Source organism: Thioalkalivibrio sp. ALJ1, from assembly GCF_000745395.1.
Lineage (GTDB): Bacteria > Pseudomonadota > Gammaproteobacteria > Ectothiorhodospirales > Ectothiorhodospiraceae > Thioalkalivibrio.
The window spans coordinates 2,039,864-2,058,739 of sequence record NZ_KN050684.1; the positions used below are offsets into that span (position 1 = coordinate 2,039,864).

The 18,876-nt window shown below is 64.0% G+C and carries 16 protein-coding genes; 9 read left to right on the forward strand and 7 right to left on the reverse strand.

What is annotated here, in order from left to right; genetic code table 11:
- Positions 1–238 precede the first annotated feature (238 nt).
- Positions 239–2,419 (forward strand): catalase/peroxidase HPI, encoded by a 2,181-nt coding sequence (gene katG / locus F462_RS11955; protein WP_038054473.1) that lies wholly within the window; start codon positions 239–241, stop codon positions 2,417–2,419.
- Positions 2,420–2,510: 91 nt separating this feature from the next.
- Here katG and F462_RS11960 read toward each other — a convergent pair whose 3' ends face one another.
- Positions 2,511–2,843: a DUF3634 family protein gene (locus F462_RS11960; protein ID WP_018140491.1), complete on the reverse strand. Its 333-nt coding sequence runs from the start codon at positions 2,841–2,843 to the stop codon at positions 2,511–2,513.
- A gap of 312 nt (positions 2,844–3,155) precedes the next feature.
- The gene (locus F462_RS11965; protein WP_371180520.1) at positions 3,156–5,357 is read right to left on the reverse strand and encodes a TRIC cation channel family protein; all 2,202 of its coding nucleotides are present in this window, start codon (positions 5,355–5,357) and stop codon (positions 3,156–3,158) included.
- 178 nt (positions 5,358–5,535) lie between these two features.
- On the opposite strand from F462_RS11965, the gene F462_RS11970 reads away from it, so the two are divergent.
- Positions 5,536–6,489: an ABC transporter substrate-binding protein gene (locus F462_RS11970; protein WP_018874770.1), complete on the forward strand. Its 954-nt coding sequence runs from the start codon at positions 5,536–5,538 to the stop codon at positions 6,487–6,489.
- Positions 6,473–8,434: a SpoIIE family protein phosphatase gene (locus F462_RS11975; RefSeq protein WP_038054480.1), complete on the forward strand. Its 1,962-nt coding sequence runs from the start codon at positions 6,473–6,475 to the stop codon at positions 8,432–8,434. The genes F462_RS11970 and F462_RS11975 overlap by 17 nt, the downstream gene beginning before the upstream one ends.
- 28 nt (positions 8,435–8,462) lie before the next feature.
- Here F462_RS11975 and F462_RS11980 read toward each other — a convergent pair whose 3' ends face one another.
- The 5 genes from F462_RS11980 to F462_RS12000 form a co-directional block, all read right to left on the reverse strand.
- Positions 8,463–8,804 (reverse strand): STAS domain-containing protein, encoded by a 342-nt coding sequence (locus F462_RS11980; RefSeq protein ID WP_038054482.1) that lies wholly within the window; start codon positions 8,802–8,804, stop codon positions 8,463–8,465.
- Between the two features lie 32 nt (positions 8,805–8,836).
- The gene (locus tag F462_RS11985) at positions 8,837–9,244 is read right to left on the reverse strand and encodes an ATP-binding protein (RefSeq protein ID WP_038054484.1); all 408 of its coding nucleotides are present in this window, start codon (positions 9,242–9,244) and stop codon (positions 8,837–8,839) included.
- Between the two features lie 359 nt (positions 9,245–9,603).
- The gene (locus tag F462_RS11990) at positions 9,604–10,860 is read right to left on the reverse strand and encodes an FAD-binding domain-containing protein (RefSeq protein WP_038054490.1); all 1,257 of its coding nucleotides are present in this window, start codon (positions 10,858–10,860) and stop codon (positions 9,604–9,606) included.
- A complete protein-coding gene (locus tag F462_RS11995; protein WP_038054493.1) occupies positions 10,857–11,816 on the reverse strand; it encodes an NAD(P)/FAD-dependent oxidoreductase in 960 nt (319 codons plus the stop codon). The genes F462_RS11990 and F462_RS11995 overlap by 4 nt, the downstream gene beginning before the upstream one ends.
- 6 nt (positions 11,817–11,822) lie before the next feature.
- Positions 11,823–12,596: an SDR family NAD(P)-dependent oxidoreductase gene (locus tag F462_RS12000; RefSeq protein WP_038054496.1), complete on the reverse strand. Its 774-nt coding sequence runs from the start codon at positions 12,594–12,596 to the stop codon at positions 11,823–11,825.
- 218 nt (positions 12,597–12,814) lie between these two features.
- Between F462_RS12000 and F462_RS12005 the strand changes: the two genes are divergently transcribed.
- The 6 genes from F462_RS12005 (at position 12,815) to siaD (ending at position 18,850) form a co-directional block, all read left to right on the forward strand.
- A complete protein-coding gene (locus tag F462_RS12005; protein ID WP_038054499.1) occupies positions 12,815–14,386 on the forward strand; it encodes an FAD-binding domain-containing protein in 1,572 nt (523 codons plus the stop codon).
- A gap of 183 nt (positions 14,387–14,569) precedes the next feature.
- Positions 14,570–14,770 (forward strand): SOS response-associated peptidase family protein, encoded by a 201-nt coding sequence (locus F462_RS14000; protein ID WP_305809638.1) that lies wholly within the window; start codon positions 14,570–14,572, stop codon positions 14,768–14,770.
- 279 nt (positions 14,771–15,049) lie between these two features.
- Positions 15,050–17,044, forward strand: coding sequence for a biofilm regulation protein phosphatase SiaA (gene siaA, locus F462_RS12010; protein ID WP_081911412.1), 1,995 nt, complete (start codon positions 15,050–15,052; stop codon positions 17,042–17,044).
- 15 nt (positions 17,045–17,059) lie between these two features.
- Positions 17,060–17,602, forward strand: a complete 543-nt coding sequence (siaB, locus tag F462_RS12015; protein ID WP_038054502.1) for a biofilm regulation protein kinase SiaB — start codon at positions 17,060–17,062, stop codon at positions 17,600–17,602.
- 40 nt (positions 17,603–17,642) lie between these two features.
- Positions 17,643–18,026 carry a biofilm regulation phosphoprotein SiaC gene (gene siaC, locus F462_RS12020; RefSeq protein WP_038054505.1) on the forward strand — a complete coding sequence of 128 codons (384 nt, stop codon included), beginning with the start codon at positions 17,643–17,645 and terminating at the stop codon, positions 18,024–18,026.
- Positions 18,026–18,850, forward strand: coding sequence for a biofilm regulation diguanylate cyclase SiaD (gene siaD, locus F462_RS12025; protein ID WP_051918127.1), 825 nt, complete (start codon positions 18,026–18,028; stop codon positions 18,848–18,850). The genes siaC and siaD overlap by 1 nt, the downstream gene beginning before the upstream one ends.
- Positions 18,851–18,876: the final 26 nt, after the last annotated feature.

Consider the following 18,876-nt stretch of genomic DNA (forward strand, 5'->3'; position numbering starts at 1 on the left):
TTGATTTTCCGCCCGGGACTGCAATAGCCCATGGCTATCGAAGTGATGGTGAATATCAACTGGTACCAATGGCTTTGTAGGCCTACCTTTGAAAATAGACGGAACATAAGTCGCTCCTCGGCCAACCGGGTCGCGGAGTTGAATCGGCTTAACGTTCCCGAGGAAGGCCATCATCCATGCACGGATGGCCGTTTCCGTACGGCAAACACGCTCAATAGCAGCGAAATGGAGAATTGAAATGGGTGAACATCAGAACATGGGCAAATGCCCGGTCATGCACGGCGGCCAGACTGCCACAGGTCACTCGGTCACGGATTGGTGGCCAGAATCGCTGAATCTGGACATCCTTCACCAGCATGACCGCAAGACCGATCCGATGGGCGAGGACTTCGACTATCGGGAAGAGGTCAAGAATCTCGATTTCGAGGCCCTCAAGAAGGACATGCACGCGCTGCTAACGGAGAGCCAGGCCTGGTGGCCGGCCGACTGGGGCCACTACGGCGGCTTGATGATCCGCATGTCCTGGCACGCGGCGGGTACCTACCGCATCGCCGATGGCCGCGGTGGCGGCGGCACCGGCAACCAGCGCTTCGCGCCCATCAACAGCTGGCCCGATAACGTCAGCCTGGACAAGGCGCGCCGCCTGCTGTGGCCGCTCAAGAAGAAGTACGGGAACAAGGTCAGCTGGGCCGATCTGATCATCCTGGCCGGTACGGTCGCCTACGAGAACATGGGTCTGAAGACCTTTGGCTTCTCCTTCGGCCGCGAGGACATCTGGCACCCCGAGAAGGACACCTACTGGGGCGCGGAGAAGGAGTGGCTGGCGCCCTCCGACGAGCGCTACGGCGACGTTGAAAAGCCCGACACCATGGAGAACCCGCTGGCAGCCGTTCAGATGGGCCTGATCTACGTAAACCCGGAAGGGGTCAACGGCAAGCCCGATCCCATGAAGACCGGCGAGCAGGTCCGCGAGACCTTCGCCCGCATGGCGATGAACGACGAAGAGACGGCGGCGCTGACCGCCGGTGGTCATACCGTCGGCAAGTGCCACGGTAACGGCGACGCCAGCGCCCTCGGCCCGGAGCCCGAAGGGGCGAACGTCGAGGAGCAGGGTTTTGGCTGGGCCAACCCCCACATGCAGGGCAAGGCGGCCAACGCGGTCTCCTCCGGCATCGAGGGCGCCTGGACCAAGAACCCAACCAAGTTCGACATGGGCTACTTCGAGGCCCTGCTCGATCACGAGTGGGAGCTCAAGAAGAGCCCGGCGGGTGCCTGGCAATGGGAGCCGGTGGACATGAAGGAGGAGGACAAGCCGGTCGACGCCAGTGATCCCTCCAAGCGCCACAACCCCATTATGACCGACGCCGACATGGCGATGAAGGTGGATCCCGTCTATCGCAAGTATATGGATGCGTTCCGCAAGGATCCCGAGTACTTCAGGGATTGCTTTGCCCGCGCCTGGTTCAAGCTGACCCACCGCGATATGGGGCCGAAGACCCGCTACATCGGCCCGGAAGCACCCCAGGAAGACCTGATCTGGCAGGATCCGGTGCCGGCCGGTAGCACCGACTACAACGTCGAGGCCACCAAGCAGAAGATCGCCGAAAGCGGGCTCAGCATCGCCGAGATGGTCAGCACGGCATGGGATAGCGCCCGTACCTTCCGCGGCTCCGATATGCGCGGCGGTGCCAACGGTGCCCATATCCGCCTGGCACCCCAGAAGGATTGGGAAGGTAACGAGCCGCAGCGTCTGGCCAAGGTGCTCAAGGTCTATGAGCAGCTCTCCGCCGAGACGGGTGCCAGCGTGGCCGACCTGATCGTGCTGGGCGGCAGCGTGGGCATCGAGCAGGCGGCCCAAGCGGCCGGTCACGACGTCCAGGTGCCCTTCATCCCGGGCCGTGGCGATGCCAGCGCCGAGATGACCGATGCCGAGTCCTTTGACCCGCTGGAGCCGCTGGCCGATGGCTTCCGCAACTGGCTGAAGAAGGACTACATCGTCAAGCCGGAGGAGATGCTCCTGGATCGTGCCCAGCTGATGGGCCTGACCGCGCCGGAGATGACCGTTCTGCTCGGCGGCCTGCGCGTGCTGGGCACCAACCACGGTGGCAGCAAGCACGGCGTGTTCACCGACCGTGAAGGACAGTTGACCAACGACTTCTTCGTCAACCTGACCGACATGGCCTACGCCTGGAAAACCGCGGGTAACGGCACCTACGAGGTGCGCGACCGCAAGAGCGACCAGGTGAAGTGGACGGCCAGCCGTATTGACCTGGTGTTCGGCTCCAACTCGATCCTGCGCAGCTACGCCGAGGTGTACGCCCAGGACGACAACGAGGAGAAGTTCGTGAAGGACTTTATCCAGGCCTGGACCAAGGTGATGAACGCCGACCGCTTCGACCTGGAGCGACTCCAGCAGTAACGTCAACCCGCGCCGGGCAGTGAGCCCGGCCTGCAGACCAGAACGCCCGGGATCATCCCGGGCGTTTTTTTGTCCCCGTTTACCCCCGCGGCTAGCCCGTTGCCCGCATCCCGCCGCCACCCCCACCGCCCGGCGGTGGTGTCCAGACATTGCGGAAGGCCTGGTGTGTCATCTCGGGAAGATCTCGGGAGAAGCGCAGCTGCACACCCCCGTCGGTTCGTACCGCATTGATCTGGCCACGCTTCAAGCCATATCGACGCGCCACATCCTCGCAGCCGCTCACGAACCGCGACGGCGGCTTGCCACGACGTACACGTGCGGCGCCATCGCGCAGCTCCACCGAAAACACTAGCCGCGCGTGCCAAAGCATCAGCGCAACGCCAAGGCCCAGTGCGGCGAACATAAGCAAGAACGTGATCAGCATGACGGTTCGTGGGATGGGGTGGGCAGGGGATGTTGCGCAGTGTAGCGCACGCCGTTCGACATCCAACGTCTCCTGCCGTGGGGCGCAGGGCAAGACCCGACCCTTCGGTACTCGCTGTAGGAGGCGAGCCCTCTCGCCGATCGGGCGTGTCCAGCTCCCAATCGCCCAGAGGGCTGGGCTCCCACGAGAGAAAGCGGCTGTGGCGGCAGGTGACCACGATGGGTGTCTTCTTTCTCGCCTTAGGAATGGCTAAGTCCGCAAACTCAGCATCCTCCGGAGTCGTCCTGTGGACAGCCTATTGAGAGATCACACCTAGTGGGCCCCGGTCTGCATCATCATCTGCCGTTGGCGGCGGTCGCTGACGGCGGCCACGCCGCCTGGTGACAGACGCTGGTCCACGTAGTCGGCGAGCATCCACATCATCCGTTCGACCCGGTGAGTGCGTTGTAGCACCTGGTCCAGGGCGCCGCCGGGCGCTGGATCGGCCTTGAGATACCGGGCTCGGAGGTCGTCGAAACGTGTCCGCTGGTTGCGCGAGAGTTCCTGCAACCATTCGAAGTCTTCCCGTTCGCCGCTTTCCACCGCCATGCTGACGGTGTCCAGCAGGCTGCGCAGGCCCTCGGAGACTCGGGTCTCCAGTTCGCCGGCCTCTTCCGCATCCGGTAGCGCGTCGGCGATCGGCATACGCAGGTGGTCATAGAGTTGCTGCTCCAGCGCGCGCAGTGTGTCGAATCGGGCGCGCAGGTTTTGATAGCGCATGACCGTGGACTCGAACAGCGGTTCTCCGGCCAGCGCGGTGAACTCTGTCTGCCAGGGCTCCAGGGCATAGCCGAAGTCCTTGTGCAGGGATTCCAGGCGTCTCGGGTCGACACCGCGGGCACGGCCGGTCTCGCTTTCTTCCAGGTAGGTCGACAGGCGCTGCCACAGGGCGGGTTCCGCCGCTTCCAGGGCATCCAGACGACGTTCCGGCAGGGTATGCGGGTCGCCCATCTGTAATGGGTTCACCCAGCCGGACCACAACACCAGAAGCCGCGCCACGAACAGGCTCACGATGACGCCGTTGGTGACCATCAGGATGTAGAACATCGAGAGTTCCACGGGCGGCCAGAGAAGCAGGAGCGAGTAAGCAATGCCGCCGACGATCGCGATCTCGGCAAAGGAGTCGCGCTTGAGCATGTCGATGTTGAAGTCCGAGCGAACCACGTCGCGCATGATCACGCCGAAGGATGCGGTGACCACGGCCATCACCGGTCCCCAGAGCCATAGCGGGCTGGCGTGGGCTTCGACGGCCACGCCCACGCCGATCACGGTGAACGCGGCTACCGCCCAGGCATCCAGGCCGTGCTGCACATTGCCGACCATGCGCCCGCCGAGGCCCGCGCGCTGACGTGCCAACAGTCGCTGTGCGGGGGCGAGATGCACGAGCCAGTGGTCATGCAGCTTGTAGAGCGCGAAGCCGCCCAGCACCACCGCCAGTGGCAGTAACAGGAATTCGGGCGTTTCGAAGATGAATATCGGATCGCGTCCCAGAAGCAGGTCACGCAGCACACCGCCGCCGATGGCGGGAAGCGTGGCCAGGATCAGGGCGCCGAACAGGTTGTAGCGCTCGCGGCGCGCCAGCATCACGCCGGAGGCGGAGAAGGCGAGGATGCCCATCAGCGTCAGTACGTTGAACCATCCCTCGCTGGTGGTCATGGCCAGAAACGCGGGTAGCAGGTGCTCGACTTCGAGGTTGGCGATCCGGCGACTGTCCCCCAGAGCCTGCAGCTCGGCATCGAAGGCGTCGACGAATTCGCGTGGAACGGTCGCGCGGCTGAACATGACCCGTACGCCAACCGAGCCGAGATCGAGGCGGGCGCGGCGGACCTCGTGGGTCTGGGCGTTTTGTGCCAGGAACAGGTCGAGGATCACCGGGTCGGCGATAAACCCGTCGATACGGCCCTCCACCAGGGCGGCTACGTTCGCCGCATCGCTGTCAGTCTCCAGGATTCGGGCTGCATCGCCTGGGTCGCGCACGAGGCGCGCGACCTCGGGGTCGGCGAAGGCATAACCCCGTGTGATGCCCAGGCGAAACGCGCCGGCTTCGACCGCCTCCAGGAACTCCTCGCGGCTGGTCGGGCGGATGTCGCCGTCATCGCGCAGGTAGAGCGCGTTGCGTTCCTCGCGATAGGGCCGCGAGTAGTGGACGTAACTCAGGCGCGCGGGTTCATAGTACGTCCCGACGACCAGATCGAGGGTGCCTTGCTTCAGCCCCGCCAGTTGGTCGGACCAAGGCATGGGGCCATAGCGTACGGTGTGGCCCGTGGCCTCGGCTGCCTCGCGGGCGACACGCAGATCCAGCCCCGTTGCGGCTCCGGATATGCCATCCGGATCGGCATATTGGTACGGCGGGCGCTCGAACCAGCCGGAACGCAGCGTCTCCGGAGGGCCTTCCGTTGTGACCGGAAGAGGCGCGGCGAGGGATGCGACCGGGTCGGCAGCGGCCACGGGAACCGTTACCAGTCCGGCCACCATCAACAACAAAATCACGAACAGATCCCGCAGCCGCCCCCGGATGCGCGAGGCCGTCCCGACCGGTATGCTGTCCGTCGTTTTCATCCATCCTCCCGGTGGTCTTCAGCCGATGCCGAGTTCGTCCATGCGACTTCCATCACCGGGTCTCCCCTTGAACCCGACCCGGTGGGCCGGCCGGTTGCTGGCCCTGAGTCTGGTCCTGGCGGCGGGTTCGGCATTCGCGGAACCCTTGCGTGTACAGCCGCACTGGGTTCCGCAGTCGCAGTTTGCTGGTTTTTATGTCGCCGCCGACCAGGGCTGGTACCGCGATGCCGGCCTGGACGTGGACATCCTTCCGCACGGCCCGGACTATCCGGCATCCGAGGCGCTGGCTCGCGGCGAGGCCGATATCGCCCTGTTGTATCTGGTGCAGGCGCTGGAGCTTCGCGACGCCGGTGTGGAGGTCGTCAACGTAGCACAACTGCTGCACGACTCGTCGCTGGTGATCGTGTCCTTTGCCGATCGCGATATTCTCGCACCCGAGGATCTCGATGGGCGCCGTGTGGCCCGCTGGCAGAGCTTTCGCACTCAACCCGAAGCGCTGTTTCGCGCCTACGGCGTGGAGCCGGAGATTATCGATCAGGGATCGGGTGTAAATGCCCTGCGCTCGGGTGCGGTCGATGCGGCCATGGCCACTCGGTTCAACGAAATGGTGGAGCTCTATCTTTCGGGATTCGAGCCGGAGGAGCTTTCCACGATCGGGCTGGAGGAACACGGCACTGGCCTGGCCGAGGACGGGATTTACGTTCTCGAATCCACGCTCGAGGAGCGCCCCGAAGCTGTAAAGGCCTTCGTGGCTGCGTCGCTACGCGGTTGGCAGCACGCGTTCGAGCATCCGGAGCAGGCGGTGGATGCGGTTATGGAGCGGGTCCAGCAGCACGGTGAGCCCACGAACCGCGCCCACCAGAGCCTAATGCTCAAGGTGCTGCGCTCGCTTTACTTCGACTCGGACGGCCGCCTGCCGGCCCCGGTGCTCGACCCCAATGATTATCTAATGGCCCACAACTTGATGAACAACCTGGTCAGCCTTGAGCGTGAACCTGCGGACTACGACACCTTCCACCGCCCGGTGATTGATGCACGCCCCGAGTAAGAGCCTGGCGGTACGTCTGGCGCTGGTCACCGTGGTGACGGTGGCGACCATCTTCTTCACCACGTCGGGGCTGCTGTACTACATGGTCCGCGACATCATGCTGGACCATGCGGAGCATCAGGCCCGCGAGCTGACCCGCGCCACGGCCGGGCGCATCGAGGCCTCACTCAACGAAGTCGCGGGCTCGGGGCGCACCCTGGCCGCCTCGTTGACTCAGGGCGGGCATGACCCCGAGGCCATGCGGCCTCTATTGGAGTCGATTACGACCCATACAGCGGCCGCCCAGGGTGCCGCCATCACCTGGGAGCCGGAAGCGGCAATCCCCGGACAGCGATACCACGGGCCCTTCGTTTATGAGGGGCCCGATGGGGAATTGGAGTACATGAACCTCGGCGGGGCCGACTTCGACTATTTCACCCGCGACTGGTATCAGATCCCCGCGCTCACCGGCGAAGCATTCTGGGCGGATCCGTTTGCATCGGCGGCCGATCCCGATCGCCTGATCACCACCTTCTCGACGCCCTTTGCGATGGCTAATGCCGTGGCGGACGGCACGGAGGAACTCGGTGGGATCGTGACCCTCGACGTCGAGTTGCGACGTCTGACCGAGACCGTCGATGCGGTTGAGGTGCTGGACAGTGGCTTCGGCTTTTTGTTGAGCGGGCAGACGCGGTTTATTTCCTGGCCGAACAGCGACTGGATTATGCGCGAGAGCCTGTTCAGTCTGGCAGAGACGCTGGATGAACCGGAACTGCGCGAACTCGGGCGCATGCTGCAGCGTCAGGAGGAGGGGTTCAGCCGGTTGCCGAATGCGCTGCTGGACGAACCTGCGCGGCTCTACCACGTCCGCCTCCCGGATCCTGACTGGGTGGTGGGGGTGGTCATCCCGGAGCGGGAACTGTTCGGTGATGTGCTGCGGGTGATGCACCTGGTGCTGATCATCGGAAGTGTCGGGTTCCTGATCCTGCTGGGGGCCATTATCGCGATCTCCCGGGGTATCACGCGCCCCCTGAAGGGGCTGGTTACCAGTGCCGGCGAGATCGCCCGGGGCAATCTCGATCAGCCGATGCCCCCCATCCGCTCTCAGGACGAGATCGGTGAATTGGCTCGATCCTTCAATGACATGCGCCTGTCCCTGAAGGACTACATCAACGACCTGACCGCAACCACAGCGGCCAAGGAGCGGATCGAGTCCGAGCTGAAGATCGCCCGCAACATTCAGATGAGCTTTCTGCCGCGGCGGCTGGAGCTCTCTCGGATGCAGGCGGATGTCGATCTGCATGCGGATCTGCTCCCGGCACGCCAGGTTGGGGGCGATCTCTATGACTTCTTTACGATGCAGGGCGATCGCCGCTTGTTCTTTGCCGTAGGGGACGTCTCTGATAAGGGCGTCCCGGCCGCACTGTTCATGGCCGTCACCAAGACCCTGGTCAAGGGCATTGCGGAACAGGAGCCCGATCCCGGGCGCATCCTCGAACGGGTCAACAACGAGCTGTGCCTGAACAACGACAGCGGGATGTTCGTGACCTACCTGTGCGGGATTCTCGACCTGGATAGCGGGGAGCTGGTGATGGCGAATGCGGGCCACAACCCGCCGTTGATCCGGCGGGTGGATGGCACCGCAGAGTGGTTGAAGCTGGCACCTGGACTGGTGCTCGGGGCGATGGAAGATATGCCGTACGCGACGCAGCATCTGCATTTGGCGCCGGGCGAAGAGCTGCTGCTGTACACCGACGGAGTGACCGAGGCGGCGAATCCAGCGCAGGACCTGTTCGGCGAGGACCGCCTGATCCGCCTGTACGGCGAGCTCAAGGGCCGAGCGGTTGGGGAGCAGACTGCGGCCGTCATGAAGGCGGTAGAGGAGTTTGCTGGCGAGGCCGATCAGGCGGATGACGTCACCGTGCTGGCACTGCACTTTGTCGGGCCGGCGGGCGGACGCACCTGAGGCCCGAACACTGAATTAGTACCGGGCTTCAGCCCTCACCGCGGGCGCGTGCCACGGCCACCGCCCGATCATCGCAGACGTCCAGGATCGAAAGGAAGCCGCTGATCTCGAAGACCTCCCGGATCGGCTCATGAATCTCGCACAGCACCAGCTGACCATTCAGCTGCCGAACCTTCTTCGCCGCCATAAGCATGACCCGCAGCCCGGCACTGGAGATGTATTCCAGTTCGGCAAACCGGATCACCAGGGTGGGCGAATCGTCCAGAAGGGCGAGCAGTTCCGCCTCGAAAGCCGGCGACGTATTACTGTCCAGGCGCCCCTCGGGGCTCACCACACATACGCCGTCCACGTTCTCTTTATTCAATTCCATTACGTAATCGGGCCTTGTTGTTCAGTTCGTTGTCACTTGCGCTTGAGACGTCGCAGTCGAAGGCGATTCACTCCGTCGGCACTGTCGTACTGAATGTCGTCCATCAGCGTTCGGATGAAATACAGCCCCAGGCCTCCGATCGCGCGGTCCTCGACGCCTCCCTCCAGGGAGACCTCCGGTGCGTCCTCTAGCGGATGAAAGGAGTGGCCGTCATCGGTTACCACGACTGTCAGGCCTTCGGTGTCCGCCTCGAGTTCCACACCAATCCGGTGCTCGCCGCCGTCATCGAAGGCGTAGGACACGAGATTGGTAATCCATTCGTCGAGCGCGAGATTCACGGTGTTGGCTTCCATGCCGGCGCGCTCGCAGAACGCCTCGACTTCACCTGCGAGTCGAGGGATCTCCGTCAGTTCGTTCCCAATATCGAGACTGCACCGCACGCCGTCACTGGCCTCCGCTTGCTCGCATTCGTACCCAAAAGATCGCCGGAGCCCGCATAGCCTTCTCGGACGCGGCGCTTACCTTTACAGGCGCAGGGTATAACACTCGGGTCGCCGACACATGCGCCTGGCCCGATCGGGTGAAATCCGAACTCTGTGACGATGCCAATCGCTCCCACGTGCTACCGCGATAGGCTTCGCTTTTCGCGGATGCGGGCGGACCCCTGATCCCGCTTGTTAGTAGTTTTCCGTTTTGCGAGGGCATCCTCCGTCTCGCCAATGCTCGCTAAGGCGTGGCGTTCCCCATGGGCAAAAGGCAAGGTCTGATGCCTTCGACATACTTGATCGGACTGCCTGCGTTACAGGCCGTTTCGGGCGAGCAGCTCCGGGATTTGGCGCTTGAAGCGGAAAAATCCGTGGGTGGCATGGGGCCAGGCTAGGTCGTCCCACATCCGGCGCAGCGAAATGACCTCGATCCCGTCTTCGGCCAACTCGTCAGAAATGACAGCCAGGGCGTCGGCCAGGGGCCCCACAGGTGCCTCCGGTGTGGCGATGGTGGTCACGCCGGCGGCGGCACACTGCAACCGGAGGGTCTCTGTATCGAGTTGCGGGAGAACGGTTGCGGGCTGCTGCAGGCTCTCGCCCGCGCGCCGTGCCGCATCCTCGGCTAGCGTGTCTACCCAGTGGCCAGTCGCGGCCCCAAAGTGCCATGGCATGTCAGGGTGGCTGCGCCGGGCGACGGCGATTGCCGCCACGTCGGTTCCCTCCGGCAATACTTCCTGACCGCTGAAGTCGTCCCCATGCAACAGTAGGAGCACACGCCGGCCGCGCTGCAGGGTCCGTGGGACCGGAAGGGCGCCGGCGGGAGGCGGGGCCTCGTCACGGATCGCGGTCGCCTCGGACGCCAGACCCTGCGGACTGAACCGGTTATCGGTAAACCGGGCAATATTTTCGATCGTTGCGAGGTAGGTCTTGCCCGGCGTCTGGATGCCCGCGACCCAGCGCCAGCCCAGGGTGTTGGAGGCAGGGTCGGCATCGAGCAGATGGCGCAGGAAGAAGTCCGCCCCCAGCGTCCACGGCAGCTTCAGGGTGAAGATCCAGATCGATGCGAACCACATGCGCGCGTGGTTGTGCAGATACCCGGTTGCGACCAGTTCACGGGCCCAGTGGTCGAATCCGTCGACTTCGGTGCGCCCGGCCTCGGCCGCGGCGACGGCCTCGCGCAGACCATCGTCTTTGGCGAGGCGTGCCCGGTCGCTGTCGCGTTCTTCCAGGAAGGCCCGCCAGACGCTTGGGCGCATCTGCAGCCACCCTTTCCAGTAGGTACGCCAGAAGACTTCCTGGACAAACTTCTCGGCCGCCTCGGGTGAATGCCGGGCCAGGACCCATGTGATCACCTCGTGTTCGCTAATGGTCCGGTGGCGGATGTAGGGCGAAAGCAGCGATACGTTGTCGCGTCCACCGGGTCCCGGATCGCGGTTGCGCTGGGCCGCATAGTGACGCCCCGCGCGGGGGGCAAAATCCGACAGCCGCTCCAGGGCGGCCGCCCGTGACGGAGGGAAAAGGGCAGCGCGTTCGTCTGGTGCGTCGCCGTCGGTGTCGACGAGGCCGGTCATGGGGTGATCCTATGCGGGGCGGGAAGGGTCTCGAGGACCGCTTCCGCGAGGGCCTGGCCGCTGTCGAATGCCGACTCGACGCGCGGTCCCAGGGCCCAGTCCCCACAGGCGCCCAGGCGTTGCCCGGCGTCCCAGAGGCAGGGGCGGCCGGCGGCCTGCTCGACCCGCGCGTACAGCCACCGGTGGACCTGATGCTGGAGCAGGCGGGCGGAGCCGAGCAGGGGCCGCAGAGCGGTCAGTAGCGGATTTTCCAGGTGATCCGGGTCTTGCTGGATGTGCTCGCGGGACCAGTCGGGACCGGCGTGGGCCACGAGGGTCTCGATTTCTGCCTCACGACCAGGCTTGGTGGCGTTCCGGGCAACCCATGCCAGTGGTTGCCCGGACAATTCGCGCGATGTTTCGTACAGATCGGTGGAGCCGTCGACGGCGGCCATCAACGCAATGCAGGGGGCATAGCGAACGCCCGCGAGCTCCGCAAAGCCCTTCTCGGCGGTGGCCGCCAGCTCGGCGGCCTGCGGTGCGGGCAGGGCGAGCAGAACTGCGTCGAACGGGCCCTTAAGGCTGGCATGTTCAGGCATCGACTCGATCTGTAGATACCAGACCCCGTCTGAACGTCGAAGGCCCTCGACTCGGGAGTTGCGCCGCACCTCCAGGGGCGCAGCCAGTGCACCGGCCGGAGCCGTCATGTCGGGGCGGCCCACGAGTCGGTCCGGTCCCCACGCCGCCACCACACCCTGCTCTTGCCAGGCCTTTACCTGATGGCAAAAGCCTGCCCCACGAGCGGTGAAATACTGGGCCCCGTGATCGAAGCTCAGGCCATCCGTGCGCCGCGTCGCCATGCGTCCGCCGAGGCCCCGGCTCTTCTCCAGCACGAGACAGTCATGACCGGCATCGTGTAGCCGACGGGCGGCTGAGAGCCCAGAGATCCCGGCACCAATGATCGCGATGCGTGCCAAAACCTTTCAGCCGCCTGTCGGGACCATTGGGCGCACACGGGAGAACCCGCCGTCCACCGACAGGACCTGGCCGGTGACCCATTCGGCCTCGTCGGACAACAGCCATGTGACGGCCCGCGCGAGGTCTTCCGCCTGCCCGTAACGTTGCAGCGGATACTGCGCCACGATCTGCGCCTCGGCACGCGGGGAGGCAAACAACCGTTCGGTGGCGCCCGTGCGCGTCAGCCCGGGGGCAATCCCGTTGACCCGGATACCGTGGCCGGCGTAGGTCGCGGCCGCGGCCGGGACCAGGCTGGCGATCGCGCCCTTGGCCATCGCAATCGCCTCGTGATTGGACACGCCGATCTGGGCGACGACCGAGCTGAACAGAACGGCGCTGCCGCGGGGTTCTTCTGCCTGGAGTCGGGCCTTCACCCAGGCGCGCAAGGTATAAAAGGCGCTGTCCTGGTTGGCCGCCATGCAGTTGCGATACTGCGCCTCTGTGGTTCGGTGCAACGGGGCCAGCAGCGCGCTGCCGGCACAGTGAGCGAGTCGCGCGGGGGGCTCGCCGGAATGTTCGGAGGCCCGGACCACGGCCGCATCCGCGACTTCAACGGTGCTGACATCCGCGACGATCGTACAGGCCTCGAGGTCATTCGGAAGCTGCCCGCGAAGGGCGTCCAGTCCCTCGGCGTTGCGCGAGACAAGAGCGACCCGGTCATATGCGGGATCGAGGGATCGCAACAGCGCGCTTGCCACCCCGCCGGTTGCGCCGGTCACCAGTACTGTCCGTTTGTTCATCGCGCACGGCTCCTTGGGGCTGCTTACATGAGGCAAGACAAAGCGTTCGTCCTGTCTCCTGAGGGCAAGTTCAATGGGGGGTCGAGGCGCGCCTCAGCGGGATGTCATTGAGGCGCGCACGAACCCGGAGCGGCTCCGGCGGTCTGCACAGGAACAGACTGTGCCGGCGGCGTAGATGCACAGGCCCGTCCAGTCGCGCCTTCCGGAGGCCCTGACCGATGCCCAAGCCCGTCCACCTCGTATGGTTCAAGCGCGATCTGCGAGTCGATGATCACGGCCCGCTCCATCACGCCGCACAGGCGGGGCCCATACTGCCGCTGTACATCGTGGAGCCCGGCTACTGGGAGCTGCCGGATACGAGCCGGCGCCACTGGGATTTCATCCGGGCCAGCCTCCTGGAACTGGACCAGGCCTTATCCGATCTTGGTCGATCCCTCGTCGTGCGCGAGGGTTCTGCGGTGGAGGTGCTCCAGCAGCTACTCGACGAGATCCCGGTTGCGGCCGTGTACAGCCATCAGGAAACCGGGAATCGCTGGACCTATGACCGTGATCGTGCGGTCGCACGCCTGCTGCGCGATCGCGGTGTCCCGTGGCGCGAGTATCGCCAGCATGGGGTCGTGCGCGGGATGCGCCACCGCGATGGCTGGGCGTCCCAGTGGGAGGATTTGATGCGTGAACGCCCGTTCTGCGCACCTGGGGCCCTGGCGGCCGGACCCGCGGTGGCGGGCGGGGTCGACCGCCTGCCGCAGGCTCCGGCGGGTGTTGCGGCCGACGCCGCGATCGATCTGCAGTCCCCGGGATTGCAAGCTGGGCGCCGCGTTGTGCGCGATTTCCTGCGCGAGCGCGGAGAGCGCTATGCCGGTGGTATCAGCAGCCCCGCACGGGCCTGGATCGCCAGTTCGCGGCTGAGCCCGCATCTGGCTTACGGTACGGTTTCGTTGCGCCGCGTGCTGCAGGCCTCGCGCGAACGTCAGAGGGAGGTGGCCGCGCCGCGCGGCCTGGACCGCCGGCAGGCTGCATGGAAGAAGTCGCTGCGCCAGTTCGAGGAGCGGTTGCACTGGCACTGCCACTTCATGCAGAAGCTGGAAGATGCCCCGGACATCGAGTTCCAGAACCTGCATCGTGCCTGCGATGGGCTGCGCGAAGACGCCTTTGATGAGCACCGTTTTCGTGTCTGGCAAGACGGCCTCACGGGATACCCCCTGGTCGATGCGTGCATGCGAGCCTTGCGCGATCACGGCTGGATCAACTTCCGTATGCGCGCGATGGTCGTCGCGTTTGCCTCGTATCACCTCTGGCTCCACTGGCGCCGGCCCGCGCAGCATCTGGCACGCATGTTCACGGACTACGAGCCCGGCATCCACTACAGCCAGATGCAGATGCAGTCGGGAACGACGGGTATCAATGCCCTGCGCATCTACAACCCGGTGAAGCAATCGCTGGATCAGGATCCGGACGGCCTGTTTATTCGGCAATGGGTACCGGAACTGGCGCGAGTGCCGGGCGACTGGATTCACCAGCCCTGGAAGATGACAGAGGGCCTGCAGCGTGAATCCGGTTGCCGCATCGGCCACGACTATCCGCTGCCGGTGGTGAATCACGAAAACGCCGCGCGGCTGGCACGTGAACGATTCAAGTCGGTCCGAGGGACCGGGGAATCCCGTCAGGAGGCAGCCGGAATCCATCAGCGCCATGGCAGCCGGCGCCGCCCTCCTGCACCTACCCAGGGCCGGACGAGGCAGGCGCGTACGCGGGATCAGATGGATCTGTTCCCGGACCCGGATCGGTGAGTTAAACGGGGACGAGTTAAACGGGGACAGATTTATTTTTGGCCGCAGCCCTTCAATGCGTGTGCGGAAAAGGTGGCCAGCAGCCCGCACGTTCGAAGCGGCTTCGCGCGTCGGCGCCGCATCATCCCGATGGGCGGCTCGTTCGAGTGACAACTGATTGCACGAGGCAAGTAGCCCCATTTCATCACCCTGACCGACGACGCGCCGCAGGACGCGCTGTCCCTCGCCGGCGACTGTGAGCCGTCCGCGGAGGGGGGCTGCTGCGCGATCATTACAGAGCCCGCGTCCGAGTACCTGGCGCATATCCACGCCCGGCAGCCTCTCGCGCTGAACGCCAGATGCCGCTGGGATTGGCTTGACCCCGCCATCACCGACGGTGAGTAGGGCCGCCACATCACCCGGTGCCTGCTGCCCAGCGCTTTGCAGGCGTACCCCGTTTCAAACCGAGTGAACCGGTAACAAAAGGAGGACCCGTCCGTCCTTGACCAAGCCGAGTAGGGTTCCCAATACCCCGTGATGCGGCCATGGGCCATCGCCTCGTTATGTCAACCACCACCGGCCTCGACCCCCTGAATTGACGGTGGTCGGGGGGCGCCCGATACTCGCCTGTGAACGCAGTGTTACATGATGACAATCAGCCCAGTGGGCTGTAGCGAGAGGCGCATGGCGAGTTGGGGATACGGGCTGCGGACAAAGTCGGTTCTGGCGCTCGTCATCGCCTGCATCATCGCTTTGCTACCCATGAGTCTGGTGGGCTGGCAGGTGGTCGAAAATGTGCGTGGCCATTTCGGCGAGTCCTATGCCCGCAATATCACTCAGCTCAGTGCTCAGAACATACTGGCTCCCGTTTCCCGGGAATTGGCGCTGGCGAAACGACTGGCCGATTCGGTTGTGACCGAAGACTGGTTGCGGGATGAAGAGGATGCCGAGCGGCGGGACCGGTTTTTCCGGGAAGCAGAGCGTTACAGGACGGATTTCCGCGATGGCAACTACTTCATTGCCAGTGCGGAAACACTGCATTACTACACCAACGACACAGACTCCGACTTCAGCGAAGAACCGAGCTACACCCTCGAACGGGACAGTGTCGACGACCGCTGGTTTTTTGCCACGATCGCGCAGGACGAGCCTTTCAACATCAACGTGAACCCCGATGTCGAGCTTGGGGTGACGCGTGTCTGGATCAATGTCCCGGTCACGGGGCCCGAGGGGGAACACTTGGGTCTGGCGGGTACCGGTCTCGATCTCAGTCGGTTTCTTGAGCAGTTTCTGAGTACCTCAGAGACGGGGGTGACCCCGATGATCCTCGACCGAGAAGGGGCCATCCAGGCCCATCCGGACCCGGAACAGATTGCCTTTGGCTCGGCGGCGCGGGCAGCCGGCTCCGACGAAACGTTGCAACATCGCCTTGGAGGAAAGCAGGGAGAGGCAATTCAGGCCGCGATGGCAAGAGCCGAAGAAAACCCCGGTACGGTGGAGCTCACCACCGCTGTACTGGAGGATGGAGAGCGCCTCTTGGCCCTGACCTTCGTCGAGGAGCTGGGCTGGCACGTGGTCAATGCGGTGGATCTGCAGGCGGCCAGAGTAGTGGAGGGCCCATGGTTTCGGCTGGCGGTGGTGGCGCTGGTTCTTACTTTTCTGGTGCTGATACTGGCCTTTGCCTATGGCGTGGACCGCGTCGTGTTGCGGCCGTTGCGCCAGCTCAGCACGTCAGCGCGGGCGATGGCTGACGGAGACTATGCGGTCACGTTGCCGTCGCCGGGCCGTGACGAGGTGGGTGATCTCAGTCTAGCCTTTGACTCGATGGCCAAACAGATACGCAACCACACCGAGGAACTGGAGGACAAGGTCAGTCAGCGCACGCGGGAGCTGGAAGAGGCTAACCGGGTCATGGCCGCGGCTCAGAAGCAGATCAGTGACTCCATCGACTACGCAGGACTGATCCAGCGTGCCCTGCTGCCGGATAGTCAACTACGCAATACACTCGGGCGGGACCACTTCGTGCTCTGGCATCCTCGGGATGGCGTGGGAGGGGACTTCTACCTATTTCGGCAGGAAGGCGAGCGCTTCCTCGTCGGGGTCGTGGACTGCGCTGGACATGGCGTACCCGGTGCCCTGATGACGATGCTGGCCCGCGCCGCTTTCGACGACGCAATGAACCGCCGAGGGATCGATTCCCCGGCGGAACTGCTCCACCATGCCGATGATGTGTTGCGCGAGATGGTCCAGCAATCCGAAATGCCATCGTCGGTCGCGACCAATCTTGATGCCGGTCTGGTGCTGGTAGAACCGGCGGCGCGGCGTTTGTACTTTGCCGGTGCCCGCATCGGCCTCTACTGGAGCGACGGCGAGGTGGTGGAGGAGTTGCCTGGTGGACGGCGCGCTCTCTGCGATCGGCGCAAGGGTGAATACAGCAACAATGAAGTCGTCGCGGAGCCCGGCCGGACCTATTACATGGTCACGGACGGCTATCTCGACCAGGCCGGTGGGGACCTTGGCTTCGGTTTTGGTAATGCGCGCTTTGCCGAGCTATTGCAGACACATGCGGCGCTGTCCATGGGCGATCAGGCTGTAGCCATCGAGGCGGCCCTGAGCGAATATCGGGGCCAATATGATCAACGCGACGACGTCACCGTCCTCGCCTTTCGTGTGGAATAACCCGGGGAGTCAGGGATGAACCAATTCGATCTGTACGGTCTACGCCAGCACTTTCAGGACCAGCGTATTCTGCTCTGTTTCAATGGTCCTATTTCGCGTAGCCTGATCGAAGAGCTCGGCAATGCTCTCAAGAATTACATGGAGGCGGAGCGTATTGAGGCCGACTCGATCACCGACGTCTTCGGTATCTACATCGAAATGACCCAGAACATCCGGCACTACGCCGCCCGCCACGGCTATGCCGAGAACGATGCCGCTGCCACAGTGGTGATCGGCACGGATGAACGGGGCCGTTATGTCATTGAAGCTGGAAACCGCGTTGAGTCTACCGACGGCAAATGGCTGGTCGAGCGGGTACAAGGGCTTGCGGGTATGGATGCCGCCGAGCTGAAGGCCGCCTACAAGCAACAACTTCGCGCCCCGCGCGACGAGGGCGGGGTCAGTGGTGCAGGGCTTGGTCTCATCGACATGGCGCGCCGGGCCAGCGAACCCCTGTCGGCGAACTTGCAGGACGATGGCACGTCCAGGTCCTTTTTCAGCTTGCGCGCGATTGTCTGAGGACCCGGCGACCAAAATTCCGAAACACGGGAACAAACCAATGACCGATCTTGAGGTTGAAAAGACGCAGTCCACTCCGGCCATAAAGGCTGACAGCGCCGAAGGCGTGCTGAAGATGGAGGGCGATTCTTATCCCGAGAACTCCTTCGAGTTTTTTAATCCGGTGATCGACTGGGTGCGCCAGCAGCTGACTGAGGCGAGCCATCCAGTGCGAGTGGAGTTGCGCCTGATCTATCTGAACACCAGTTCGGTCCGCGCAATGCTGGACATCTTCGACATGCTGGAGGCTGCGCACGGTCGTGGCGTAGATGTAGGCGTGGTCTGGTACTACGACTCTCGCAATCATCGTGTCGCCGATCTTGCCGAAGAATTCAAGGAAGATTGCACCCTCTCTTTTGAAATCACCGCAGAAGAGCCCGCTTGATGGCAGAACAACTGGATCCAGTGAGCGCTGAGACCGTGATCCTGGATCGGGTCAGGGAGGCGCTGGAAGATCCGGAGCACACGAACAATCCGTTGCGCGAACCCCTGGAAGAGCTACTGGACCTCGCTGTGCGTCAGCGCGAACGCATGGAGCGCCTGGTTCGTATCTCGGATGGCTTCCAGGGAGTGGCCATGGAGGAGCGCGAGTCGCTGATGGAGGCCTATGACCATCACCTGCGCCGGCTGGAGAAGCTGGTGCGGATCTCGGATCGTTATCACGAAGGCATGCGAGAGCTCAGCGAAAGCCTGCAGGAGGCGGCGCTGACCGATCAGCTCACGGGTGTCGGCAATCGCCGCTACCTGGTCGAGCGACTGCGCGAAGAGCAGGACCGCGCTCGGCGCGTGGGTCGACCATTAAGCCTGGCCATGCTGGACATCGATCGTTTCAAGCGGGTCAACGATCGCTATGGCCACGAGGTCGGTGATCAGCTGCTTTGCCGGGTCGCTGAAACGGTCCGCAACCAGCTGCGGGAATACGACATATTCGGTCGTTGGGGTGGCGAAGAATTCCTGATGTTGTTCCCAGAATCCGGAGACGACGTGGTCGAAGGCTGCGAACGCGTCCTGTCGGCCGTGCGGGCAATTGAGCTGCCCGGTGCAATGAAAGGGGACCGCATCACCGCCAGCATCGGCCTGACCTGGGTGGATCCGGAACGCGGCTATTCGGAAGCCATCAATCGGGCGGATGAACTGTTGTACCGGGCAAAGGAGCTCGGCCGCGACCGCATCGTCCAGGATTTTCCGCCGCATCAAACAACGGACTGAGCTGAGCAGCGGCCGATGAGGGCCTC